Source organism: Paenibacillus lautus (genome assembly GCF_050482385.1).
Classification (GTDB): domain Bacteria; phylum Bacillota; class Bacilli; order Paenibacillales; family Paenibacillaceae; genus Paenibacillus_AQ; species Paenibacillus_AQ lautus_B.
Genome location: NZ_JBCNHV010000012.1, coordinates 82,778 through 107,094, shown reverse-complemented (window position 1 = coordinate 107,094; position 24,317 = coordinate 82,778). Strand labels below are relative to the sequence as shown.

The following is a 24,317-nucleotide window of genomic DNA, read 5'->3' as shown; positions in this document are numbered from 1 at the left end:
CCTTCCTATCGTTTCGTGTTCGCTGTCTTAAGACTATTTCAAACCGATTTCTTCCTTGGAATAATAGCCCGTCTCGACAACCTCTTTCTCCACGTTGGAAACATCTACGGATACAGGAGGGAGCAAATAGGCAGGCACGACCTTGATGCCGTTGTCGTACGATTCGGTATCGTTGACCTCGGCTTCTTCTCCCTTCAGCACGCTCTCCGCCATCTTGACTGCCTGTTCGGCGAGCTGGCGTGTATCCTTGAACACCGTCTGGGTTTGCTCACCGGCTACGATCGATTTAATGGAGGCAAGCTCCGCATCCTGACCAGTAATGATCGGCAGGGGCCTACCTGCCGTCCCATAGCCCACACCCTTGAGCGAGGAGATAATGCCGATACTGATCCCGTCGTAGGGAGACAGCACTGCATCCAGATTTTCGCTGGAATAGTTGGCGCTGATCAGGTTATCCATCCGCGACTGGGCCAAGGCCCCGTCCCAGCGCAGGGTTGCGATCTGGGCCATCGTGATCTGCTTGCTCCGAACCACAAGCTTGCCCGAATCCATGTAAGGCTTCAGAACGGACATCGCGCCATCATAGAAAAAGTAAGCATTGTTATCGTCCGGCGATCCGCCGAACAGCTCGATATTGAACGGCCCCTTCCCTTCCTTCAAGCCGAGCTTCTCTTCAATATAAGAGGCTTGTTGAACACCGACCTGAAAGTTGTCGAACGTAGCATAATAACTCAAATGCTCGGTATTGCGGATCAACCGATCGTAGGCAATAACCTTAATTCCCTGATCATGAGCCTTCTTGATCACGTCGGTCAGCGTATTGCCGTCAATCGAAGCGATGACGATGACGTCGACCCCTTTCGTAATCATGTTCTCGATTTGCGAAATCTGGTTTTCAATCACGTCCTCGGCAAATTGAAGGTCGGTTTTATATCCTTTTTCCTGAAACAGCCGCTCCATGTTCTTCCCGTCAGCCACCCAGCGCTCGGATGATTTGGTTGGCATCGCAAGGCCGACGTAGCCCTTATCAGCATCGCCGGTTTTACTTTCGGCGAGGTTGCAAGCTGTCAGAGCCAGGAGCAGCACCGCGATCAGCAACCCTAGCAATCCTCTCTTCATCGGTAGTTCCCCTTTCCGAAAAATGGAATCGAGAGCGCTTACAACCGAAGGTTCGAAAAGCCTCTCTGTACTTAAAAGGATACATCCCATCGGGTGTAGGGGTCTTTCCACGAAAACAACCTTTTTTATAATTTTCATACTTTTGTTGTTGGGGATTCGCGTGGAGTGTGCATGGCTGTTTAATGCTCCGGCTTCGTTCACAGCATGTCTCAAACGGTTGCCTGCATAAAAAAAGGGGGAGTCCCAAAGATCTTAGATCTTGCGGGAGGCCCTTGGTTGCTGTTAGAAGACGCTCCATGTACGAATCGTTCCTACCATCGCTGTTGCCCCCACATTTCTTGGAATGGTTCTGAGCAAGGGCGAAATGTGGGGGCAAAGGCGAGCGCTGACGCTTGTCCGGAATCGATTCGTCCTCTCCGCTACGCCGTGCAGATGGCTTACTTTTTTAGACACAAAGAAACCGTTCCTTGGTAATGGAGGTGTTACCCAAACCATTTACGGAAGGAACGGTTTCTTTTGTACATTCAATAAGCCATGGACCAACTCTATCTGCCAGACGACCGAATCTTTGCGAGTGCTTTCCCGGAGGCGGTCGAGACAGCTACCGTCCCAAGATGCTCACCAAAGTCATCGTCTACGCTTACACACAATTGTTTTCGACCATCGCCGAGACCGAGAAACAGGAAGAACATGAACGAAGGAGACAAGACCTCGTCGAATTCGGCGGGTCGTCAGCGCTAACCACTGAAAAAAGCGATACGATCGCTCCGCAAAGATCTGCTCCCGCGTTTGCAAAAATATGAGACTCAGCAGGAAATGGTATAGGTTCGGGATGCCCACTTCATGATCCTCGCCCAACCGTCTACTCTTCCTGAACCGTCGCCCCTTTGCGGTACCGGTTCGGTGATACCCCCATGACCTTCTTAAAAGACGTGCTGAAATAATGCTGGCTGTCATACCCCACCCGCTCCGCAATGTCCAGGATGCTTAGATCGGTGGAGTTAAGCAGATGGATCGCCTTTTGAATCCGCGTCTGGGTCATGAGCGTAATAAAGGACGTGCCCAGTTCTTTCTTTAGCGTCCGGCTCAGATAGACCGGCGAAACCTGCAAAGCTTGGGCAAAGGACTCCAGCGTCAGCTCCCGAACGGCATACCGTTCCTGAATGAGCTGCCTGGCCCGCCGTACTAACGGAGACAACTGCGCCTCCTGGAACACCCCGTCCCGGCAGGCCTCATAGGCAGCCGCAACCGCCCCCGTTCCTTCCGATACAAACTCCATATGAACGTTGACAGTCAGTTTCAAGTACTTCTGAATGGACTGCTCGGCATCGGCACCGATTTTCAAATCCGTCTCTCCCCATATACAGATGCCGATCCATCCCGTATGATCGCGGAACAAAACACAAGGAGCGGAATGGATCAGCTCGGAAATGATATTCTCCATCGCGAACAGATACAACTGCCGGTCGCTTTCCTTCATCAAAGGCTGCGGAGCCGTTATCTCCGGCCATCTTGCGATGCCGACCCGGGTCGGCTTACTAGGAGGAAGCCCGAGAAATTCCAGCTGCTCCAGCGCCTCCTCCTCATCCAGCAGACCATGCATCCATTCCAGGCAGAACCGTTCACGCAGCAGCGGAATATTCTTCTCGATTTGCTCGGAGGCCTTCTTCAGATAATTCTCCTGGATATGCCGGTCATTCAGCTCATCCCTTACGCTTCCAAGCACTCGGATCAGGTGATCCGCATTCACCGGCTTTAATATATAATCCTTAACCCCGAGCCGGATCGCTTCCTGCGCGTAAGCGAACTCGTCATGGCCGGTAATAATGACGAACCGGCATTCGGGGCGTTCTTCCTTCATACGCTTCATAAGCCCGATGCCGTCCATGAACGGCATATTCATATCGACCAGCATAATGTCGATCGGCCGGCCGAGCGCAAGCTCCAGCGCTTCCTCACCATCCTCCGCTTCAGCAGCTACCTCCATGCCAAGAGCCTCCCAATCCACCGCATCCCGAATGCCTTCACGAATAATCGGCTCATCGTCAGCGATCAGGACTTGATACGCTTTATTCATAGCCTGTCTCTCCCATCATGATTGGAGGACGAAGGGGCGGTATGCAGCAGCGGATGCGTAATCATTACCGTGGTTCCCTCGTTCTCTATACTGTCAATTGCGATTCCGTACTCATCACCGAACGTTAGCTTGATACGGGCCTGCACATTCAGCATGCCGTAGCTGCGGCTTCCGCCCAGGCCTTCTCCCGGAGTTGTCTCCATCGCCGTTACCGGATCGGCAAGCTGTCTGCGAAGCGCCTCCAGTTGCTCCTTCGGCATACCTGCCCCGTCGTCCTGTACGGCAAGCACCAGCACATTCCCTTCGACATCAGCTTTGATCCAGATTCGCCCCGGGCCTCTCCGGGCCTTAATGCCGTGGTATATCGCGTTTTCCACCATCGGCTGGAGAATAAGCTTCAGGACGTACATTCTCTCTGCCTCAGGCGAAAGCTCCATCTCAACCTGCAGCCTGTCGCGGTAACGCGTTTTCTGTATCTGCAAGTAACTGCTGATATGCATCCATTCGTCGGACATGGGGATGATATCATCCCCTTTGCTGAGCCCGATCCGAAACAACCGCGACAAGGATTCCACCAGGTCCGATACATCGTCCGCCCCTTTCTTGCGGGCCATCCAATGGATCGTATCCAGCGTGTTGTACAGAAAATGCGGCTTAATATGCGCCTGCAGGCTGCGCAGCTCCGCTTCGCGCTTCTGCTTCTCCCGCAACTCGCTCAGCTTCATCAACTTGCGAATCTGCAGAAGCATGCGGTTAAAGCTGCGTCCAAGCATGCCTACCTCATCCTGCCGGTTTCCCCAGTAACGGGTCGTCAAATCCCCGGATTCGGCTTTTTGCATGAAGGACATGAGCTGCCAGATCGGTCTGGATATCGACTGTGAAAGCGTGTAGGATGCAGCTACGCCAAACAAGCACACCACAAACAAGAAACAAATCATATAAAATTGAATCTCCCGGACCTCATACACCGATTCGCTGGTTGGAAATACGCCGATCGTCCGCCAGCCGGTAAAGGAGGAGGTGCCGTATATCAATTGCAGCCGCTCTCCGTTCACCTCACGGATGAAAGCACCGCTGTCCTCTTCCGGAAACCACGAAGGCGGTATGGACGGAATGATCGAATCCTCCGGCTTATAGATGCTGGAGCCGCCGGATTCGGCCACCATCAAATATCCGCTTTTTCCAAGCGTGACATCCCGGACCGCTCTCGCAACCGCCCGCAGCTTCAAATCGATCAATACCGCTCCGGTTACTTCCCTCGTATCCGGATTCACAAACGAGCGAACGACCGACACCAGCTCCTCGTTGCCATAATGAACATGGGTGGTGACATTACGATCTGCCGGATGCCCGAGCACTGTAAAGATTCCTTCATTTGAAGCAGCCTCAAGGTACCAAGCTTCCTCCGTCAAGCTGGCGGGACCGCGCGCATACATTTCGTTACTGATGTATTCCCCGTCGCGATTGACCAGAAGAATGGAGGCGATTTCCGGGTACAGCGTCGTGAAGCCTTGAAGATACCGCTTAATCTCGTAGTTTTCCTCATTGTCCTGCTTCACCGAGAACGCCTGCAGGCTGGAATTCCCCGTATCTTCGGTTCCTGCGGCCGGCTTATCCCCTTGGATTTCCCCTTGCAGAAACCGCTCCGTGCGCGGGTCAAATCCGATCAAATACGTAATGTTCTGGAGATTCTCCATATCATTGCCCAAGGTCTGATTGACCTTTCCGATCAATTGAATGGTGTTCGAGGTTACCTGCTGATCCACAATGCGGTTAACCGTCCAATTGACGAGGACGCCCAGCGCAATTGAGGGCAGGATGCCAACCATAAGGAACAAGATGACCAGCTTGTATCTCAGCGGTAAATCCCCGAACCGCAGCCACCGCGAGATGCCTTCGCGCCAGGATTCCGCTCTGATTCTATTTTGCATAATAATCATTCACATTCTCTCGGGTCACAATCGAGATCCCGGTGTCCACCCTTGTCGGAAGTGGAGACACGTCATTGCCGAGCGTCGGGGCCGGTACGGTAAGACCATGATGCAGATGAAATAAATACTGCAGCGACCAATAGCCCATGTTCCACGTCCCCTGAGCGATCGTTGCCGCGATGGTTCCATCGGAAATCCGGTCCAGCGTCCCTTTATTTGTATCGAATCCGATGATGGTAATCCGGTTCGTTTTATTCGCGCCGATAACAGCATCCGCCACGCCCATTCCGCCGCTGGCCTCCGTTACGAAGATCCCTTTGAGATCCGGGTGCTTGTCCAGCATGTCTGCAGCAGCCTCTTTGGCAACGAGGGTATCCCCTTTACCTTCCCTGATCTCCACCACGGACATGCCCGGATATCGCTGTGCTAAAGTGTCCCTGAAGCCTTCGGAACGGTCATCATGATTCTGCTGCCCGGGCTGGGTAACAATCCCGATCTCCCCTTCCCGGCCGAGAAGCTGCGCCATTTTGTCCGCGGCCGCAACGCCAGCGTTGTAATTATTGGTCGCCAGGAAAGAATAGGCCTTACTGTCAGGTGCATCCGCATCGAACAGCACGACGGGTATTCCAGCTTCCACGGCTTTATTAATCGTCGACGTCAGCGCTTTGGAATCGATGGCCGACAAGGCGATACCGGCAGGCTTTTTGGCAATCACTTGTTCCAGAACGGTGATCTGTTCCTCCACGTCATATTGTGTAGAGCCTCGGTAATCGACAGTTACGCCCAGAGCATCCCCTCCATCCTCGAAGCCCTTTAAAATATTTTTCCAATATTCCATGCCGGATTGAAAAGTCACCATGACATAATTCTCCCCAATGCTGCCGTGCAGGCCGCCTTCCTCCCAAGCGGAAGAACGCTTGTCCTCCAGCCTGTACATGAACACATAGGTAAGAAAAGCCAATAGAAGCGCACCGTACACCAGCATCATCTTCTTCATGATTAAATCCCCCGATCCTTGATCCCGCGTTTGCCATTTCCAGTTGCAATCGGTTACATAACGTATAATGAATATACTGCAATTCTTTGAAAAAGATCAAACCCTTGCTGGAATTTGGCTCTGGTCAACAGCAAAAAAACAGGCCGTCCACGGTTAACCCTAACCCTGTCACACAGCCTGTTTCTGATATTTTAATTATCTTATTTTTGTACATTACATTTCATTGCCCTTATGTAGCCCGCTTAGCCGGATAAATGCTGATACCGTGCATAAATAAACTCACCACGTGACGCGCAAGATCCTCAGGAGTCCGCTTGCCTGTCAGAAGCTGCTGTGAGGTCAGTCTTTCAATGACGCCGACCAAGCACTCCGCAACGATGTGCATATCGGAATCTCCGTCAAAGTACCCGTCCCGCTGCTCAGCTTTCAGATTTTGCTCAATCATGGCTACCATTTCAGACTTTACGATGACAGCGTCATCCCCAATGAAAAAACCAATTTGTGTAAGATCCGGATCTTTGCCAAGAAACGCGAACAACCCCGTCAGCACGCTCTGCAAACGACCGGTCACATGCTCCTCATCAATTCCGCCTTCCAATCTGCTTCCCTCGAGCAGGATCTTGAGCTCAGAGCGAAATTTCTCCACCAACTCCTTGAAAACGGCTTCTTTGCTCTCAAAATACAAATAGAATGACGGCTGCGTCAATCCAACCCGGGAAACGATGGTGCTGATCTTAGTCTGATGGTATCCTGACTTTGCAAATTCATTGGCAGCGACAATCAGTAGTCTAGCTCGGCTTTCTTGTCCGTTCGCACCCTTCTTACGCAAAGCTATCCAACCTCCGAATCTAATCATGGTGTATGTAAGTTACCGTCCATTATACTCTATATCGGAAAGTTACTGCTACACATAAAGTCCAGTCTTAACATGCACGAGACTTTACATCACCTCAAGAACGTTATAACGTAAAAGGATAACGATGTTTATCGTTACAGCCAATAAGGAGATTAATAACATGCAGAAACATACCCAACCCAACTCGGTGGATATGACCGAGTCACATAACTTGCCAGACCCCTCTTCCAAGCGCGTGCTTATTGTTACGGCAGTCGATGCCGAAAAAGAAGCCGTGCAACGCGGGCTTAAGCGCGCACATGGATTTGATGTCATCGCCGGTGGAGTCGGTCCCGCGGCTACCGCTGCTGCGACTGCCCGCCAGCTGATTCAAGGCACCTATGATTTCGTGGTCAGCGCAGGTATCGCCGGAGGATTTGCCGGCCAGGCTGAGGTTAGCTCCATCGTCATTGCGGACACCATCATTGCCGCTGATCTCGGTTCTGAAACCGAAGACGGCTTCAGCAGCGTCCAGGAGCTTGGCTTCGGAATGGATCGGGTGCAGGCAGATCCAGCCTTTGCCCGCAAACTTGCGGAGGCCTTAAAGATTGCTGGCGCCGCCGTAACCCTCGGGCCTGTCCTGACGGTCTCCACCACGACGGGAACAGCAGCTACGGCCGCACGCCTCCTCCATCGGGTGCCAGACGCCGCAGCCGAGGCGATGGAGGGATTCGGCGTGGCAACAGCTGCCGCTGCAGCCGGTGTGCCCGTGCTCGAAATCCGTTCCATATCCAATCAGGTCGGTCCGCGGGACCGCAGTGCATGGAAGATCAAGGAGGCGCTGCAAGCGCTTGAGACCGCAAGTTCATTACTACCGGAGGTGCTACGATGAAAATCGCTTTTTCCCCTTGCCCCAACGACACATTTGTATTTCATGCCTGGGTTCACGGGCGGATTCCAGGCGCTCCCAAGCTTGATGTATCCTACGCGGATATCGATATCACCAATCACTGGGCGGCCGAAGATCGAGAACATGATATCTTAAAAATATCCTATGCCGCGCTGCCCTGGGTGCTGGATGAATATGCTCTCCTGCCCTGCGGGGGAGCACTTGGCCGCGGATGCGGACCGCTCGTTCTGACAGCGGACAAGCTCACGGACGGAAAAACACCAGCCAGCCCTGCGGATTTGTCCGGCCGGCGGGTAGCCGTTCCAAGTGAACGCTCCACCGCTTATCTGTTGTTCCGTCTGTGGGCCGCACAGAATGTACCTGGAGGACTCGGTGAAATCGTGGTGATGCCGTTCGATCAGATTATGCCGGCTGTCCGGGATGGAAAGATCGATGCCGGGCTTGTCATTCACGAAGCACGATTTACCTATTCGTCCTATGGATTGAAGCTGATGACGGATCTGGGCAGCTGGTGGGAATCCGATACAAACCTGCCTATTCCTCTAGGGGCGATTGTGGCCCGGAGGTCGCTGGATCTGGCAAGCATTTCGAACTGGATCCGTTCTTCTGTCGAATATGCCTGGGAACATCCCGAGGACTCTCGGGCCTATATCCTCCAACACGCTCAGGAAATGGACCCGGATGTCGCCGATGCCCACATCGACTTGTATGTCAATCCATTTACCGCAGAGCTGGGCGAAGACGGCTATGCCGCGATTTCAGCCCTGCTGAACCGTGCAGCCGATGAAGGGCTTGTGCCGCGGATCGATCCCGCGCTGCTGAAGCGTCCATAATATGGCGACCTAACCGCTAATTATATTCTCAATGGATGTACTTTCAATAGAAGACAAATCACAGATAGAGTTTTCTTGCGGTAATCGGAAGATTTAGCTTCCGCTGAAAGCTTATGTATTCTATGTTCAAAGAGGAGCACCAGGAGTCCGACAAATCGGGTCTCCCGGACGCTCCTCTTTTTCATTATCCTCATGAATGGTTCTTGTCCAACTCCTCTGTTCAGAACTCATGCCTCGATATAAAATCATGTAATCGCCGATAAATGTCGATAATCTCATCTATGGGCATTCGTACCAGTCCACTGGAAGAAGGAGCAACAAACTCATGAACGCCCTCCACGACAGGGTCCGGCTGAATTCCCCAATCCGCTTTTGCTTTACCGCTGAATTCGGTATACACGCCCTTGCCGACAAAACAAGCAACCTCCGGTCTGTACTCCGCCAGCTTCTCCCGCAGCGTCTCTCTTCCGAGTTTGTACTCTTCGCGGGTAATATCTTCGGCCCCCCGTGTGGGTCTGGCTACAATATTGGTAAATCCATACCCCAGTTTAAGCAATTCCCCATCCTCCGAGGCTTCATATAAGCGAGGGGTCAACCCGGATTTATGCAGAATCCTCCAAAAATTGTTGCGGGGGTTGGCATAATGATGTCCGACCTCCCCCGATCGCAAACTAGGATTAAATCCGATAAAAACAACAGTCAATCCATAATCGAGATGATCGCTGACTTCGTTCATTCTGACTCCTCCTATCATCGTCTTATTCTGGGTTAACCCTGAACTTAATGAGAGCTCGACGCGGCAGCGCTGTTGTTGCGTTTGCGTATTTGGTGAATGCCCATCACCACGGTCACGAGCTCCCAGTCTCCAAGTACGTCGCTCTCATTCTCCAGCAGATAAGCTCCGGCCTGAAGCCAGCCGCTAATGCGGGAAAAATGGACGATTCCTCTTCCGGCATCATCCGTTATTTCATATTCATTGGAAAAAGCAGGCGAAGTGATCTCATATACGCCACGCGATCCGGCGTTGTATTCGAATTTTTTCGTGAAAAAGCTCATACGCATACGCAGCACGCCCAGCTCTTCCCCGCTACCGCTCACGATATGCCACTTGTTGGAGAAGAAACGGAACGAACCGCTGCATACCGGATCTCCCGAAGCGTTATACACATCCAGCGAGGAGCCGAAAGCGCTCTTCAAATCCAGACTTCCTATTACACTGCCTTCCCTATCCATAATATCTGTTATACCCGAGCTAAAAAAGTTATCCTTGAAATATAAATGCATACGCCTTCTCCCCTTCCTCGATTCCCTGTATACCTGTTACTCATTACAACGATTTGAACGTAAAATTGTTTCGAATTTTTTGAGGGATTCTGGGAACCAATCCTATGTTCAATTGTCTAATATTTGAGGTGATGCGATTGGAGTATCTAAAACAAATGGTGGCCGTAAATGAAGCAAGCACGGTGCTGAGCGATTTGATGGAGTCCTTCGGCCAGGACGTGTGGAACTATGCGTTCTTCCTAACCAAACGCAAAGATGCGGCTGATGATATCAGTCAGGACGTATTCTTGAGCGCATTTAAGCACTGGAATGAGTTTCAGGGCCGAAGCTCTGTCAAAACATGGCTGTTAACCATCACCCGCAACCTTTCGCTGAACTATCTCAAATCTTCCTTTATGACAAGGGTGTCTTTAACCGGCTGGGTAATCTCCAAGCAGACTGAACCCTCCGCGGAAAAGGAGTTTATGGATGCTGCTGCCGTCTCGCAGATTTGGAAGTACGTGATGGAGCTGCCGCCCAAATACCGCGAGGTGCTTATCCTTGAATCCCACTACCAGCTGCCGCGAAAAGAAATGGCGGAACTGCTCGGCATATCCGAAGGAACGATCAAATCCAGACTGCACCGAGCTCGCACCCGAATGGAAAAGATGTTGAAAGGAGAGGATGGCCAGTGAAGACCGAACAAGAGCTGCAGCCCGATTGGATACAGGAACTCGCTTCTTCTCCATTCAACGAGCCGATGTTCACCGAGAAGATGAAATCCAGTGTATTGAACAATGCGGCTAACGGATCTGTAAAGAAGGGTCGCAAAAAACGGAGGTCTCCAACACGTCTGCTTATAACAACCGCAAGTGCATTCATCATTCTTCTAATAGCGGCGATATGGGGATGGCGCGAGTCCCCTGCGCTTCAACGCATGATCCCGATCCAAGGCTGGGGAAACAGTGCCGATTGGGCTCCCCGCAACGTATACATGGAGAATGGCGTGGATAAACTTCAGGGGGTACAAGGTGGTGATTTTGCCGCCGGTTCTCCGGCTGGTGCCTGGTGGAATCTGTTAACCCCGGTTCAAGAGCTTGAAGGGAAAACGATCCGCATATCCGCCCTACACCGGGATACGGGAACTACCCTTGAAGAACTCGCTGAGACGAAGATTACCTCCGATATGGCATACAATGACTTTACGCGAGTATCTTCCCGCTTCGCCCTGCCGCTCTCCGGGTTATGGCGTTTCGATGTGATGGTGGATCAAGAGAAATACGGCGATATCGTGGTCGATGTGCCGGACAGCGGTTGGGAGCTAAGCCCGAGCTTTAGATCCGGTAATTATGCCATGACCGGCGTGGAAGGTCGTTTGGGATTTATCCATCCTCCTTTAGTTGCAAATAAACCCAACAAATACATGTGGCATTTCTGGGGGCGTGACGAGGAATTGAAGGGGGATCTGCTGATCACCGCCGTGAAAAAAGGTACTACCGAGCTCGTTGATGTATTTAAAACTCGTATCAGTCCTTATCCTCATAACGGTGCCGATGCAGCAATACCAACCTCCATGTCGCTGCCTTCGCCAGGACTATGGCGCATTATGGTCTCCATTAACGGTCAACTGTTCGGCAGCGTCATTGTTGAAGTCGATAAACCTCAAGACTAAGCTTTCACCACCCTAACCTATCAGAACTTCTATCCGAGACTGAAGTTCATCAAATAAGGATGCCCCGGTCTGTAGGCATCTACAGAACCGGGGCAGCCTTTTCATGAGGAATATATCGTTATTTCAGATTCCTCTTATATCATATGCTAAAGAGCATTACTTCGCGTCCAATGCTTCCTTCGGCACTTTGATCTTGCTGATTTCGTTATGCTTGGAGTAAGTGCTCTTCATTTTCATATCCAAGGATACCTTCTGACCTTCGGCTTCCATTGCCATTACCATGTCCAAATCGGTTGTTACAGGCAGGTAAGATTCCTTCTGTACGCCATAAACAATATGGATGCTCTTGATATCCATTTGATCCATCATGGCTTCCATCTGCGGATCGTTGCCCGCTTGGCTCATCATAGACTTGGCAAGCTCCTTCAGATTGTCGCCGGAGACATCCGCCGTCAGAACGTATGAGTCTCCGTCCTCCGTTACTTTGAAGTCCTTAGCGAGGGTCTTGAACTGCTCTACCTGCTGCTCCGGACTTGCACTGCTCGGATCCAGGCTGTCGCGGATCTCCTGCTCCGATTCCTTCGGAACCTGCATCCATTGACCATCCATAAGCATGTAGATACCGTCTTCCGTTATATACTGCTTCATCTCGATCTTGCCTTCCGGAGAATCCATCACGATGTTCTGCATCATCTCCACCGGCTCGAGCGTAAGTTCCGAATCAAGCGCCATATTAACATCTTGCTCCTGCTTCTCTTCGCCTTCAACAACGATATGCTGTTTAACATCGGCTTTCATCGCAAAACTCTTCAAATTCTTGGAAGCTTCAGCCGACTTCTGAAGAAGCTCGTCAGCAGTTGGAAGAGCATCCTTCTTCGGTTCTTCTTTAGCAGGCGGCGTCTCGCTCGTCCCTTGTTCCGTTGCTGGCGGTGTTGCGGCATCGTCTGCTGCTTTGTTGTCCTTTCCGCATGCTGTCATGCTCATTACCAAAATTGCCCCTAGTAAGACTGCTGTCCACTTCTTCAATCGAATTTCCTCCTAAAATATGTATTCCAAGATTACTCATCCCATTCTATACGATTTGCTACAAATATTGATCAATTTTTCAGAAAACGGTACACTAGACCTATTCTTTGTCAGGGAGTGTGCACAATTGGAAAACATTCTTGTTACCGGATATCGAGCTCATGAACTCGGTATTTACAACAACAAACACCAAGGCATTCCTTATATACGTCAAGCGATTGCCAACCGCTTGATTCCGCTGCTCGAGGAAGGTCTTCAGTGGGTTATCACGCCCGGTCAGTATGGCGTGGACCTGTGGGCCATTGAAACATCTATAGAACTAAAGTCCCAATACCCCGACCTGAAATGCTCCATTCTGACGGCCTATCAGAATCCCGAGGAACAATGGAACGACGATAAAAAAGCTTATTTTCAGGAATTGATGAAGGGGGTAGACTTCTATGCGCCTGTCAGCAAGAGCCCCTATCAGGGGCCGTGGCAATTTACGGCCAGAGACGATCTGTTACTCCGCAAGACCGATGGCATTCTGCTCGTGTATGACGAAGATGGCGGCGAAGCCAGCCCCAAGTTCATCAAAGAACGTGCGCTGAAGAAGCAGGCAGCGGACGGTTACCGCTTCATCAGCATCGGTTCGGAGGAGATACAGGCTGTTGCAGACGAAGAGAACATGTCGCAGGATTTTTACTAGGCTTGTGCTCCCCGGACGTAGCTTAAAATTAAATATTTTCGACATAAGTCCGCCTCTCGGATGGATGATCGAAATGAATCATTTTATGCCACATTTCGCAAAAATGAAGAAAAAAAATTTCAACTATATAGAATGGACTAAAGAAAGAAGAACTTCAACGGAGAAGGCGGAATTATTCTGGAGAAACGAAGAGGTCGCCCGAAAGCTTTCCAAAGGAAAGCTCGCATCGGAAGCATATACTGCCCCCGGATTTCAACCATGATACGGATGAATAGAAAAAATCTGGGGGCAACAGCGATCGTAAGAATAATCCGCATTCGTAGTGATGCTCAGACTAAGAATCTTTAGTTCACCTTATATAAGAAATGAACCTGTGGCAATATTACACATGAGAAGCGGTGGAGCATGCGAATTAACAAATATATAAGCGAAACGGGATTTTGCTCGCGCAGAGAAACCAACCGATTGATTGCAGCCGGACGCATCACGATCAATGGCAAGGTGTGTGAAAAAGGGGCGGACGTTGAACTGCACGATATTGTGTTAATAGATGGGAAGGAAATTCCTCATCAGGATAGGGAAGCGGTTTACCTGGCTCTCAATAAACCTATCGGTATTGTCTGTACGGCAGCAGAACATGTCGCGGGAAACATTATTCAGTTTGTTAACTATCCATCGCGCATTTTTGCCATTGGAAGGCTGGATAAAGCCTCTGAAGGTTTGATTTTACTTACGAACGACGGAGATATTGTGAACAAAATGATGCGTTCAGAACATCATCATGAGAAAGAATATGTGGTGACTGTGGACAAACCCGTTACGGACGAATTTATGCAAGCGATGTCTCAAGGTGTTGAAATCCTGGACGTCATAACCAAACCATGCAAGGTCTATAGGCAAAGCGAAGATGTATTTCGTATTATTTTGACACAGGGCCTTAATCTGCAAATCCGCAGAATGTGTAAAGCCTTGGGGTACAGAGTGCTGAAACTGGAGCGTATTCGGATTATGAATATTACACTGGATCAACTGGAACGGGGGAAGTGGAGGCATTTGCAGGAAGCCGAACTACATAAACTCCTAATCATGTTGAACTAGGCGAAGGTGAACTCGCGGTAGGAACAGCAAAAGCCATTTTTCAACTTTGTCCACGCCGGCCAACGAAAGCCACTCCTAAGGTTTACGTCATAAACCCCGATATCGTGTCAAATTTGAAAAATGGCTCTACATGCTTAAACCATATTATTTCTATGCCAGCAAATAATCGTCAATGCGGGTATACGCATACCCATGAGCCGCCGCGACCGCTTCATAGGTTACCTTGCCGTCGATGACATTAATGCCCTTGGCCAGTGCTTGATCATGACGTGCGGCAGACCGGAGTCCTTTACTTGCTATTCTCAGCCCATAGGGTGCCGTTACATTGGTCAGTGCCATGGTGGAGGTTCTGGCTACGGCGCCCGGCATGTTGGCTACAGCATAATGAATAACACCATGCTTTTCGTAGGTCGGGTTGTCATGCGTGGTGATCCGGTCAATCGTCTCGATGGAGCCCCCTTGATCAATCGCCACATCCACGATGACGGATCCCGGACTCATCTCCTTTACCATCTCTTCCGTTACGAGGCGCGGGGCCCGTGCACCGGGGATCAATACTGCGCCCACGACAAGGTCGGCGGCCTTCACCGTCTCCGCAATGTGATACGGATCGGACATAATCGTTTTGACCCGCCCTTGAAACAGATCATCCAGTTGACGAAGCCGACCGGGATTAATATCGAGGATGCTGACGTCCGCACCAAGACCCAGCGCAATTCTTGCCGCATTGGTGCCGACGATGCCGCCGCCGATAACGGCAACCTTGCCCGGTGCCACCCCGGGTACGCCGCTTAGAAGAACGCCCTTGCCGCCATGCGCTTTTTCCAGGAAATGCGCCCCGATTTGAATGGACATTCTTCCTGCCACTTCACTCATCGGTGTCAGCAGCGGCAAGCTGCCATCCGTCAATTGTATCGTTTCATAAGCAACGGCACTCACCTTACGGTCAACCAGTGCTTTGGTCAGTTCCGGCTCAGGGGCCAAGTGCAGATAAGTGTATAGGATCATATCCTCTTGAAAGTATTCGTATTCCTCCTGCAGGGGTTCCTTCACCTTCACAACCATCTCGGCTTTCCACGCTTCAGCAGCCGATGCAACCACTTTGGCTCCAGCCGCTCTGTAAGCTTCATCCGTAAAACCGATCCCAAGGCCTGCCCCGGATTGTACAAGCACTTCGTGCCCGGCATTTCTAAAACTGACGACCGTACCCGGCGTCATGCCTACACGACTTTCGTTATTTTTGATTTCTTTGGGAACCCCAATGATCATCCCCATGCCTCCTTAATGGTCAACTTTGCCTATCTAATTGAATTGTAACCATTTTTACCCAAACTGTGTACCTGTCTAAGGTCAGGGATTGTCCATCCGAATTTATCTCTATGTATCCATAGTATATGCAGATAAAAGATGAACTGCATGCAGAAAAAAACACTTCTGGCAGAGGGATTATAACGGATTTTTGTCCGTTATACCGTCCTCGCCAAAGTGTTTGTATCATGCGTATTCATGAAAACTCTAAGTACTTCTGTTGTTTGATACCTTCGTTATTGTGCAACCAGCTTAAACTTTTTCGCGATCCTTCCCTTTGTCGGATTCACCTGCGTTTTTGTTCGCCTTCTCCCGATCGAGCTGCATCTCCTCCACCGTCTTCACCTTGAGTCTGGCTGCTCCTTCATACGGACGGGTGGGGATCAGATTGCCGGATATTAGACGTGCCTTCGCTTCGGTGATCGAAACCGCATATTGAGGAAGCCATGCTTCACCGGCTACCAGCATTTCATCGACCATCTGCCAGATTTCCTTCGGATTACATACCGCTCCAACCAGCGGATCCATCATAAATGCCTGTCGAAGCAGCTTGTCATCTCCATGAACCGCCGCTTCAACCGCCAACCGTTGAACGGATATGCTTACGCCACACACCGCAGCCGGCCCTAAAGGCAAATTCCCTACATGCGGCATGGAAATGCCGTTGCGGTCTACGTAACCCGGCGCCTCAATGATTGCATCATTCGGCAGATTAGCGATAATGCCCTCATTCACCACATTAAAATGTCCCCGGTATAGCCGGCCGGTTTCCAAGCCTTCAATAATATAGGAGCCATGCTCTTCTCCCCGGTGCTCCGGCGTGTACTCCATAGCCGGATCTTGCATCCAATTCGGGAAATCCGTCTCGAACCAGTTGCGTCCCTCGGTACAGACTCGCAAATATCCACCTGTCTCTCCGTTTATCCAGCTGCTGAGGTCAATCCACTCCGTAATTTCCTCCGCCCGTTTACGGTACCAAGGAACATATTCGCTTAGATGGCCGTTGGATTCGGTGCTGTAATATCCGAAACGTCGCAGCATATCGATGCGAACCTTCTCTGTCCTGCTGTACTCCGGATGTCGTTCAAACGCCTCCAGCAGTCCAGCAGTCAAGTCCTTGCCTTGATGTGAGGCTTGAATATACCAAGTCTGATGATTAATGCCGGCACAGACAATATCGACTTCCTGTTTCTTCAAGCCATAAACCTCGGCGATTTGGTGATGCCCATGCTGTACGCCATGGCATAATCCAATCGTCCGCACGCCGCCATACTGATTGCATGCCCATGTCAGCATAGCCATGGGATTCGAATAGTTCAGCAGCAGGACATCTGGTGCGCACACCTCGCGAATATCCTGGCAAATGTTCAGCATCTCAGGGATTCCCCGCTGGCCATACATAATGCCGCCTGCACAGAGCGTGTCGCCCACGCATTGATCGATGCCGTATTTCAGCGGAATATCCACATCCGTACGGAATGCCTCCAGTCCGCCCACGCGAATGGTGCAGATGACATATTGGGCATCCTGCAGGGCTTGTCTTCGATCCGTGGTGGACTGAATCGTAATCGACAGTCCGTTCTCGGTAATGTCCCGCTGACACAATTCCGTGACCATATCCAGGTTATGCTGGCTGATGTCGGTGAATGCGACCTCGATATCCCTAAACTCCGGTACAGTCAACAGGTCACGCAGAATTCCCCGGGTAAAGCCGATGCTGCCCGCGCCGATAAAAGCAACCTTAAACGACATTCTATCCACTCCCTAGCTGCAAATTAGATTGTAGTTATTGTAGCAATCGAATGGTAGAAAGCGTTATCAAAATCATGACCTTTTGGACTCTTCTGAGTCAAAAATCCTCACTTCTTATCTGATCTGGCATTCTGATCACCGTATTTCCAGGCATTCCGATCCTTCCGCAGCCGATATTCCACCGGCGTGGTTCCCGTATTCTTTTTGAACAACATATGAAAATATTGCCTGCTGCCAACACCCACATAGTCCGATATTTCATCTATGGGGATATCCGTCTGCTCCAGCAGCATTTTGGCCTTTTCCATTCGAATCATGGTCAGATACTCCGTTATTGTCCTGCCCGTCCCTCTGCGGAATACCCGATGCAAGTAGCCGGGATGCAGATTCACCTCGGCGGCAACGTCCTTTACCTGAATATGGCGATCATAGTTCTGATGCAAGAAATCGACGCTTCGTTTAATATAGAACTCGCTCTGCTGCACTTCGCTGCGTTCCCTTTCTTCATACAGACGGGCGATACAGACAAGCAGCTGAATAAACAGCATATGCGTCATCATTCTACCCTCCGTCCCTCTCTGATCGAGTTCAAGCACGAGGCTCCGCAGCACCGGATATACCTCCTCCTGATCCGCTAGCACCAAGTAGGGGAACGGCCGATTCAGGAAATAAGACACCTCTTGCTCCTCACCTGCAATCTGCCTGAGAGAAAGCGTCCTCCCTTCACTTTCCATAAACCCGAATTCCACATTCAGCATTCGGCAGGAGACCGCCTGCTCAACGATTAACCGATGCGGAACATCGGCATCCAGTACCATAAACTCCCCTTTTTTCAGCGTGACGCTCTTTTCCGTATCGCCTACCTTCACGTCAATCCGGCACACCCCTTGGATCATATACATAATCTCGGTTGAATCATGCTGATGGTAAGGCATTTCATAATCCATCCACTGCTTATAGTAATAGGCGTAAAAGCGCGGGACATAATCCCCCTCTTCTAACATCTGCTGAAACAAGCTGCCATTCACTACACATGTTCCTCCCTTCGTCCGAGCCGTGCAGCATCTAATTTAAAGCAAAAACATCTATCGCCGTAATTTCACAGAGGGAAATATAATCTCACCGAACATAAAACACCAATGCCATGCATGAAAAAAAGCCTGGCCCTTAGGCCAAGCTTATCATCAATATGCCAGTGGTGCTACGAGATTTTGAAGGCCGATACGGTATGGTTTAACTCTTCAGCAAGCTCGGCAAGCGATTGTGCCGTTGCAGCCGATTCTTCGCTTGTAGCCGCCGTTTCTTCCGTCGACGAAGATATGGTTTCAATTGCGGTCGCCACCTCGGCAGCCTGAGCAGCCTGCTCCTCGCTGGCAGCTGCAATATCCATTACTTTACCGGCAGACTCATTCACCATGCTTGTAATGTAGGCAAAGGCTTCACCGGCTTTTTCCGTGTGGATGACGCCTAGATTCACCGCCTCTACACTATCGGCCGTATTCTTCTGCATGCCTTTGATGATATCGGCGATCTGCTTCGTAGCTCCTCCGCTGCGTTCGGCTAGCTTACGCACTTCATCCGCCACCACAGCGAAACCTCTTCCTTGATCGCCGGCACGAGCAGCCTCGATTGTGGCATTAAGGGCAAGCAGATTGGTCTGCTTGGCGATATCGTCGATCACCTCAATAATCTCGCCAATCCGCTGGGAATCCGCTTCGAGTTTGGCAACCTGCTCTCGTACCCGATTCATGCCTTCCACCGACTTCTGAACGATGTCGCTGCCTTCCGTTGCAATGCCTGAGGTCTGGTTTACAAGTTCGGATGCTGCTGATGCATCGCTCGCAACGGAATTGATGGCGTTGGACCATTCATGAAACAATTCACTGACCGTTTGCACGGATTCAGCCTGACTGCTGCTTCCAACCGCCAGTTCCTCGGCACCAGCCGACAGCTGCTGTGAAGCGGCGGCTACCGATGATGCGTTCAGGGTCACTTTGCCGATCATCTCCCGCATGCTCTCCAGCAGCTGCGCGAATACCCTGGACAACGTGCCGATCTCGTCCGCTCTTCGGAGATAGGCTGCAGGAACCTCCTGCGTGAAGTCCCCCTTCGACATGTACTCTCCGATGGAAACGGAAATGCCCAATGGTTTCACGATGGATCTCGTTAACAGGACCACGACAGCCGCCATGGCCGCCAGAGTGATCAGTCCGACAACGATGATGGAGATCATTAACGCAGTCGAATTTGCCGTAATCTCATCCATCGGGATAATGATAGCGGCAGACCATGGCGTTTCGGTCAATCCGGTCTTAATCGGGGTATATAGCTTGTACAGCTCGGAATCTTCCTCGGTATAGACATCCCCTTCCCGAATCGCATCCAGGATAAGGGGAACCGTCTTGCCAGGATAGGTCTCCTCCAACGTCTGCCCCATCACCCCGTCCTCCGGCGACGTTACGATCACGCCGGTATTCGAAAAAATATGCGCATACCCCGTGTCGAACAATCGGAATTGCTCCATTACGCTTTGCAAATGAGCCAGGGAAATATCGACGCCAACCACGCCGACGGTCTTTCCGTTATCGATAATCGGAACAACGAGCGATGTCATCATGACATCTTCATTGCCTACTTTGAAGACGTACGGATCCATAATGATTTCTTTCCCGCTGTTCTTCGCCAAGAGATAGAAGTCGCCTTCCCCTTCGTGCTCGTAATCCTCGATTACGGAGCGTTTGAGGCCGGATTCCGTTCTTGCCCAGTAGGACATCAATCGCCCCGTTTGGTCACTGCCCTGCTTGTTTCTGTATTCGTTGTCCCGGCCATCAAAGGCATCCGGCTCCCATAAGGTCCAGATCCCTTTCCAGGACGGATTGTCTTCCAGATTTCTTCTCAGTATTTCATTAACGGCTGCGCGATTCGTGGTATCGGTCCCTTTCATTCCAACAAAGCTTACAGCTAATGTACGTGCGGAGTTCATGACATCGTCGAGCTCTGCTTGTACCAGCGCGCCAATCTTCTCACTCGTTGTCACCGCAAGCGTCTTGGCCGAATCCAGAGCTTCCTCCGTTGTAGTCATACTGATATAAGTCATCATGCCAGCTAGAAAAATCGTAATCGACCCCAAAATAATAAACAGCATACGACTCTGGAGTTTCATTGCAAACAGAGATTTCAAAGACTTCAATCGTTTCATTATGAGTCACCCTCGCTTCTTCCGGCTGTTAAATTCGTTCCACTCTTCTTCAAGCTGCGCCAAAACTTCCTCAATCTCTTCCGGTGACAAGAGGTCATCGACACCATATTCAAATAGGTCCTTTGTCATGCCGCAGGTTACCACCCTTCCTACTTACAGACTATATCCATCCAGTAACATAAGCATATACACTTACTTACCGTTCGTAACCGAAATTCTCTTGCGTGCTCACGCAAGAATTTTGCGGATTACCTTGCGGATATTGTCGAATGATAGCGAATTTATCTCGTGTCATGTCGAGGTGAACCTACTTTTTGATCTGAAACGTTAAAGAGAGCTAGCCGGTCAGCCCAGCTGGACAAAATCCGAATCCGAAAGGATTCCCATCTGCTTTGCCTTCAGTGCAGCTTCTATGCGTGACTTCACATTCAACTTTTGAAACAGATTGGTTATGCAGTACTCCAGTGAACGCTGGCTCATGATCACCATTCCTGCAATCTCCTTGTTACTCTTTCCGCGAGCGATTTCCTTGAGAATACTATATTCTTTATCGGTTATAGACTGGGCCGCCGGCGCCCCTGCTGTCCGTTCCGGACCATTTGCGGTAACACGGCGGAGCTGCTTCACAAGTGTCAGCGGCAGAACAACTTCCCCTCGCAGTGCACACCGAACAGCCGTTACCAACTGCTCTTTGCCCGACGTTTTCGAGATAAAACCGGCCAGTCCGGCCTCCATAATCAAATTAAAATGATTGCTGACTTCAAAGCCCGTATAAATCAGCATCACTGCGTTCGGAGCAATCCCGAGGATCTGCTTGGCCAAATCAATTCCGTTCATGCCCGGCATATGCATATCAATCAGCATCACGTCAAAATGCAGCGTTTCCACCAGCTCCAGTGCACGTTCCGGCGTATTGGCAAGCTTCACGAACATATCCTTTTCCTGCTCAAGCAGCACCTTGGTCCCCTCCATCACCGAGGGATGGTCATCCACCAATAAAATTTCGATCATCGTCACTCATGACTCCTTCAATCTGGTATCTTGCATGTTTCACTACTGGCGAATTTACCTTGCCGTTATGGATATATAGACAGCCAACCCTCCGCTATCCGATGAGTCGAACTGGATTTTGCCGTTCATGCTTCTCACCCGCTCCTTCATGCCGCCGATCCCCATGCTGCTGAATTGATCCGATTGCTGGCTGGGGTCAATCCCAATCCCGTTATCTTCATAGCTAAGATTGACCTCATCACACTGAGTGGACAAACGGAGCTTTACCTCCGTCGCGTTGGAATGCTTCGTGGCATTGGCCAGCAGCTCCTGGACAATTCTGTACAGTCCGATCAAATGATCGTCACTGATATCATTGTCGAAGTTTGAGCAGTCGAACTGTATGGAATAATTGGTGCGGAGCTGGGTAAATTCAAACAATGCTTCAAGCGATCGCTCCAGCCCCTCTTCCTTCAGCAGCGGGGGGCGAAGCTCGTTGCACGTAATCCGAATCTGATATATGACATCCAGAAGCCCCTGCTCGATTTCCTCCAGCTGCAGACGCAGATGCTCTGGCAGCTCACAATCCGATGTAATCTGATTTAATTTCCTGTACCATATGATCTGTTCCTGGAGGGCGGCATCATGAAGATCCTGGGACAATCGCTTCCGCTCATTTTCGGATAAATGCAGCATGAGTCGCAGCAGCCACAGCGGCATGATTTGCTGGGATGAACCCAGCTTCTCCAGCTCCCTCGTCAAATCCTCAATGACGCGGAAGTTATCATACAGAACACTTGCATAGCGCGTAATGGTCTCCAGCCATATTTTTTTGGCTTGAATCTTGAGCAAGGGAACCTCCCCGCCAATGCAGACAATGCTGCTATCTCCGTTCATTTCTCCAATCTTGACAAAATATCCGTCAGACATCTCAAACAGTTTACAGAACGGAATATGCTCGGGACCGCATGTATGGATCGCCTGAAGCACCCCTTGTGGCGGCTCTTTATGGCCCCCTTGGATTTTGATATGCAGGCTGTGGTGGTTGATCTGGATGAGGCTCACTCGATCCGTCCCCAGTACCTTCTTGATTTCCCGCACGATACGGGCATTCAACTCGCTGATCTTCACTATCCCAAAAAGGTCAGAAGAGAATTGATCCAGACTCATTTGCAGCCTGAAATACCGGTCCTCGCTCTCCCGAACCAGCCTTTCTGCCGCAATTCGCTCCCGTTCTGCCCGCTTCTGCTCTGTGACATTCCGAATAATGGTAAGCGCCGTATTGCGCCCTATATATGGGATCGGCGTGGTAATTGCCTCAATATCGATGATCGTTCCATCCATCCGAACCAGTTTGTTCCCGGCGAGCTCCGAGGTATTCCCGGTTTCATAAACATGCTCAACCTCCGAAATCACGAACTCGACTTGATCCGAGGGAACGATGTCCTGGAGCGAAGTTCCCGCTAATTGTGCGATATCCGATATTCCCAATAAGGAAAAACCCGCGGGGTTCGCATAAATATAAGAAAAATCGGAGTGCAGGAACATCGCAACAGGAGCGATATCTAGGATATGACGGTTAATACGGTCGCTTTCCATAAGGGCTCGTTCCGCTGATTTGCGGGCGGTAATATTCTCGAAAAAAATCTCAATGGCGTCAGATTCCGCATCATAGAGGGCCGTTGCCATGACATCGACCCGCTCTCCGTCCACTCGTTTTATGGATAATTCCTCGCGAACGACCTCGCCTTCATAAATAAGGCGCATGATCCGTTTGCGTGCCCGCTCCTCATAGGGATCAAGCACCCAGTCCCACGGGTCGGTACCCAGGATGTTTTCGGGCCCATCCGCTCCCAAGATCCGAAGTCCGGCGGGATTCACGTACGCCAGCTTGCGTTCCTTGCACACCGCGATGGCAATAGGAGATAGCTCCACCAGCCTGCGATACCGGTTCATGCTTTCCTTAAGCGCTTGCTCCATCTTCTTGCATTCCGTAATATCATACAGCACCTCCTCCATGCGGAAACGGGTGCTAATATCAACGGCAATACCATCTGTACGGATCATTTGCCCGGATTCATTCATCATCGGAATCATCTTCACTTGGACCCAGCGAATATCGCCCTCTGCATGAATAATCCGGAATTCAGTATGAACGGTCTCACCTTGTCGAGTTCTGTCGACCAATGATCGAAACAACGTCATATCCTCTGGATGGATCAGCTCTTCCCAGGAAAGACCGTCCGCGAAATCACGATGTGAATAACCTGTGATTTTATGAAAAGCCAAAGAAGTATTTTGGATACTCCTTGTGGCGAGATCGTATGACCAAATGCCCACATCAAGCGTAAGCAGCATTTCATCAAGCAGTCGGAATCTGCCTTCGGCCATGTCCAAGGCCTGATGGCTTAACTTCCGCTGATATGCCCTTTTGAACAAGAAAATCCAGAATGTGATGGTGAGGGCGACTAATACCAAGATGGTTGCCCCCAAGAAGTAAATACACATGTTGTTTGATGGTCTCCTTATGAAGCATACACGCAGTCACGTCAGATGCTTTGCGGTATACCGAATGCGAGCTGCGGGATCGAAGCAAATGGCAGCCATATCATTTATCGG

Annotated in this window: 21 protein-coding genes; 6 read left to right on the top strand and 15 right to left on the bottom strand. The window is 50.6% G+C overall.

Annotation, left to right across the window (positions count from 1 at the left end; all coding sequences use genetic code 11):
* Positions 1 to 33: 33 nt before the first annotated feature.
* The 5 genes from chvE to ABEW73_RS15760 all read right to left on the bottom strand — a co-directional run bounded on the left by chvE (position 34) and on the right by ABEW73_RS15760 (position 6,953).
* Positions 34 to 1,119 carry a multiple monosaccharide ABC transporter substrate-binding protein gene (gene chvE, locus ABEW73_RS15780; protein ID WP_430169878.1) on the bottom strand — a complete coding sequence of 362 codons (1,086 nt, stop codon included), beginning with the start codon at positions 1,117 to 1,119 and terminating at the stop codon, positions 34 to 36.
* Positions 1,120 to 1,981: 862 nt separating this feature from the next.
* On the bottom strand, positions 1,982 to 3,196 hold the full coding sequence (locus ABEW73_RS15775; RefSeq protein WP_430169880.1) for a response regulator transcription factor: 1,215 nt from the start codon (positions 3,194 to 3,196) through the stop codon (positions 1,982 to 1,984).
* Complete coding sequence (locus ABEW73_RS15770; protein WP_430169882.1) at positions 3,193 to 5,136, bottom strand: cache domain-containing sensor histidine kinase; 1,944 nt, start codon at positions 5,134 to 5,136, stop codon at positions 3,193 to 3,195. The genes ABEW73_RS15775 and ABEW73_RS15770 overlap by 4 nt, the downstream gene beginning before the upstream one ends.
* On the bottom strand, positions 5,117 to 6,124 hold the full coding sequence (locus ABEW73_RS15765; RefSeq protein WP_430169884.1) for a substrate-binding domain-containing protein: 1,008 nt from the start codon (positions 6,122 to 6,124) through the stop codon (positions 5,117 to 5,119). The genes ABEW73_RS15770 and ABEW73_RS15765 overlap by 20 nt, the downstream gene beginning before the upstream one ends.
* A gap of 229 nt (positions 6,125 to 6,353) precedes the next feature.
* Complete coding sequence (locus ABEW73_RS15760) at positions 6,354 to 6,953, bottom strand: TetR/AcrR family transcriptional regulator (RefSeq protein ID WP_430169886.1); 600 nt, start codon at positions 6,951 to 6,953, stop codon at positions 6,354 to 6,356.
* A 187-nt stretch (positions 6,954 to 7,140) separates the two neighbouring features.
* Here ABEW73_RS15760 and ABEW73_RS15755 point away from each other — a divergent pair, with 187 nt between their 5' ends.
* Together ABEW73_RS15755 and ABEW73_RS15750 are read left to right on the top strand one after the other, a co-directional pair.
* Positions 7,141 to 7,851: a futalosine hydrolase gene (locus tag ABEW73_RS15755; protein ID WP_430169888.1), complete on the top strand. Its 711-nt coding sequence runs from the start codon at positions 7,141 to 7,143 to the stop codon at positions 7,849 to 7,851.
* The gene (locus tag ABEW73_RS15750; RefSeq protein WP_430169890.1) at positions 7,848 to 8,702 is read left to right on the top strand and encodes a 1,4-dihydroxy-6-naphthoate synthase; all 855 of its coding nucleotides are present in this window, start codon (positions 7,848 to 7,850) and stop codon (positions 8,700 to 8,702) included. The genes ABEW73_RS15755 and ABEW73_RS15750 overlap by 4 nt, the downstream gene beginning before the upstream one ends.
* Before the next feature lie 220 nt (positions 8,703 to 8,922).
* Here the strand turns inward: ABEW73_RS15750 and ABEW73_RS15745 are convergent, their stop codons facing one another.
* Together ABEW73_RS15745 and ABEW73_RS15740 are read right to left on the bottom strand one after the other, a co-directional pair.
* Positions 8,923 to 9,438 carry a mismatch-specific DNA-glycosylase gene (locus ABEW73_RS15745; RefSeq protein ID WP_430169892.1) on the bottom strand — a complete coding sequence of 172 codons (516 nt, stop codon included), beginning with the start codon at positions 9,436 to 9,438 and terminating at the stop codon, positions 8,923 to 8,925.
* 44 nt (positions 9,439 to 9,482) lie between these two features.
* Entirely contained in the window at positions 9,483 to 9,986 is a 504-nt protein-coding gene (locus tag ABEW73_RS15740; protein ID WP_430169894.1) for a hypothetical protein, read from the bottom strand.
* A 155-nt stretch (positions 9,987 to 10,141) separates the two neighbouring features.
* On the opposite strand from ABEW73_RS15740, the gene ABEW73_RS15735 reads away from it, so the two are divergent.
* Positions 10,142 to 10,660, top strand: coding sequence for an RNA polymerase sigma factor (locus ABEW73_RS15735; protein ID WP_430170021.1), 519 nt, complete (start codon positions 10,142 to 10,144; stop codon positions 10,658 to 10,660).
* Complete coding sequence (locus ABEW73_RS15730) at positions 10,657 to 11,637, top strand: DUF4871 domain-containing protein (protein WP_430169896.1); 981 nt, start codon at positions 10,657 to 10,659, stop codon at positions 11,635 to 11,637. The genes ABEW73_RS15735 and ABEW73_RS15730 overlap by 4 nt, the downstream gene beginning before the upstream one ends.
* Positions 11,638 to 11,793: 156 nt before the next feature.
* On the opposite strand, the gene ABEW73_RS15725 is transcribed toward ABEW73_RS15730, so the two are convergent.
* The gene (locus ABEW73_RS15725) at positions 11,794 to 12,663 is read right to left on the bottom strand and encodes a DUF6612 family protein (RefSeq protein WP_430169898.1); all 870 of its coding nucleotides are present in this window, start codon (positions 12,661 to 12,663) and stop codon (positions 11,794 to 11,796) included.
* A 127-nt stretch (positions 12,664 to 12,790) separates the two neighbouring features.
* On the opposite strand from ABEW73_RS15725, the gene ABEW73_RS15720 reads away from it, so the two are divergent.
* Both ABEW73_RS15720 and ABEW73_RS15715 read left to right on the top strand, forming a co-directional pair.
* Positions 12,791 to 13,351 carry a DUF1273 domain-containing protein gene (locus ABEW73_RS15720; RefSeq protein WP_430169900.1) on the top strand — a complete coding sequence of 187 codons (561 nt, stop codon included), beginning with the start codon at positions 12,791 to 12,793 and terminating at the stop codon, positions 13,349 to 13,351.
* Positions 13,352 to 13,756: 405 nt separating this feature from the next.
* Positions 13,757 to 14,449 carry a pseudouridine synthase gene (locus tag ABEW73_RS15715; RefSeq protein WP_430169902.1) on the top strand — a complete coding sequence of 231 codons (693 nt, stop codon included), beginning with the start codon at positions 13,757 to 13,759 and terminating at the stop codon, positions 14,447 to 14,449.
* Between the two features lie 150 nt (positions 14,450 to 14,599).
* Here the strand turns inward: ABEW73_RS15715 and ald are convergent, their stop codons facing one another.
* The 7 genes from ald to ABEW73_RS15680 form a co-directional block, all read right to left on the bottom strand.
* The gene (gene ald, locus ABEW73_RS15710; protein ID WP_430169904.1) at positions 14,600 to 15,718 is read right to left on the bottom strand and encodes an alanine dehydrogenase; all 1,119 of its coding nucleotides are present in this window, start codon (positions 15,716 to 15,718) and stop codon (positions 14,600 to 14,602) included.
* 291 nt (positions 15,719 to 16,009) lie between these two features.
* Positions 16,010 to 17,509 carry an alpha-glucosidase/alpha-galactosidase gene (locus ABEW73_RS15705; protein WP_430169905.1) on the bottom strand — a complete coding sequence of 500 codons (1,500 nt, stop codon included), beginning with the start codon at positions 17,507 to 17,509 and terminating at the stop codon, positions 16,010 to 16,012.
* A gap of 107 nt (positions 17,510 to 17,616) precedes the next feature.
* The gene (locus ABEW73_RS15700) at positions 17,617 to 18,537 is read right to left on the bottom strand and encodes an AraC family transcriptional regulator (RefSeq protein WP_430169907.1); all 921 of its coding nucleotides are present in this window, start codon (positions 18,535 to 18,537) and stop codon (positions 17,617 to 17,619) included.
* Positions 18,538 to 18,710: 173 nt separating this feature from the next.
* Complete coding sequence (locus ABEW73_RS15695) at positions 18,711 to 20,708, bottom strand: methyl-accepting chemotaxis protein (RefSeq protein WP_430169909.1); 1,998 nt, start codon at positions 20,706 to 20,708, stop codon at positions 18,711 to 18,713.
* A 6-nt stretch (positions 20,709 to 20,714) separates the two neighbouring features.
* Positions 20,715 to 20,837: a hypothetical protein gene (locus ABEW73_RS15690; protein ID WP_256720554.1), complete on the bottom strand. Its 123-nt coding sequence runs from the start codon at positions 20,835 to 20,837 to the stop codon at positions 20,715 to 20,717.
* A 216-nt stretch (positions 20,838 to 21,053) separates the two neighbouring features.
* Entirely contained in the window at positions 21,054 to 21,719 is a 666-nt protein-coding gene (locus tag ABEW73_RS15685) for a response regulator (RefSeq protein ID WP_430169911.1), read from the bottom strand.
* A gap of 54 nt (positions 21,720 to 21,773) precedes the next feature.
* Positions 21,774 to 24,176 carry a PAS domain S-box protein gene (locus ABEW73_RS15680; RefSeq protein ID WP_430169912.1) on the bottom strand — a complete coding sequence of 801 codons (2,403 nt, stop codon included), beginning with the start codon at positions 24,174 to 24,176 and terminating at the stop codon, positions 21,774 to 21,776.
* Positions 24,177 to 24,317 lie beyond the last annotated feature (141 nt).

Excerpts from the sequence above, each read along its gene's own strand:
- ABEW73_RS15755 (WP_430169888.1), top strand. The coding sequence starts at position 7,141 with ATGCAGAAACATACCCAACCCAACTCGGTGGATATGACCGAGTCACAT.
- ABEW73_RS15685 (WP_430169911.1), bottom strand. The coding sequence starts at position 21,719 with ATGATCGAAATTTTATTGGTGGATGACCATCCCTCGGTGATGGAGGGG.
- ABEW73_RS15750 (WP_430169890.1), top strand. The coding sequence starts at position 7,848 with ATGAAAATCGCTTTTTCCCCTTGCCCCAACGACACATTTGTATTTCAT.
- ABEW73_RS15745 (WP_430169892.1), bottom strand. The coding sequence starts at position 9,438 with ATGAACGAAGTCAGCGATCATCTCGATTATGGATTGACTGTTGTTTTT.
- ABEW73_RS15735 (WP_430170021.1), top strand. The coding sequence starts at position 10,142 with ATGGTGGCCGTAAATGAAGCAAGCACGGTGCTGAGCGATTTGATGGAG.
- ald (WP_430169904.1), bottom strand. The coding sequence starts at position 15,718 with ATGATCATTGGGGTTCCCAAAGAAATCAAAAATAACGAAAGTCGTGTA.
- ABEW73_RS15690 (WP_256720554.1), bottom strand. The coding sequence starts at position 20,837 with ATGACAAAGGACCTATTTGAATATGGTGTCGATGACCTCTTGTCACCG.
- ABEW73_RS15695 (WP_430169909.1), bottom strand. The coding sequence starts at position 20,708 with ATGAAACGATTGAAGTCTTTGAAATCTCTGTTTGCAATGAAACTCCAG.
- ABEW73_RS15775 (WP_430169880.1), bottom strand. The coding sequence starts at position 3,196 with ATGAATAAAGCGTATCAAGTCCTGATCGCTGACGATGAGCCGATTATT.
- ABEW73_RS15770 (WP_430169882.1), bottom strand. The coding sequence starts at position 5,136 with ATGATTATTATGCAAAATAGAATCAGAGCGGAATCCTGGCGCGAAGGC.
- ABEW73_RS15765 (WP_430169884.1), bottom strand. The coding sequence starts at position 6,124 with ATGAAGAAGATGATGCTGGTGTACGGTGCGCTTCTATTGGCTTTTCTT.
- ABEW73_RS15705 (WP_430169905.1), bottom strand. The coding sequence starts at position 17,509 with ATGTCGTTTAAGGTTGCTTTTATCGGCGCGGGCAGCATCGGCTTTACC.
- ABEW73_RS15715 (WP_430169902.1), top strand. The coding sequence starts at position 13,757 with ATGCGAATTAACAAATATATAAGCGAAACGGGATTTTGCTCGCGCAGA.
- chvE (WP_430169878.1), bottom strand. The coding sequence starts at position 1,119 with ATGAAGAGAGGATTGCTAGGGTTGCTGATCGCGGTGCTGCTCCTGGCT.
- ABEW73_RS15740 (WP_430169894.1), bottom strand. The coding sequence starts at position 9,986 with ATGCATTTATATTTCAAGGATAACTTTTTTAGCTCGGGTATAACAGAT.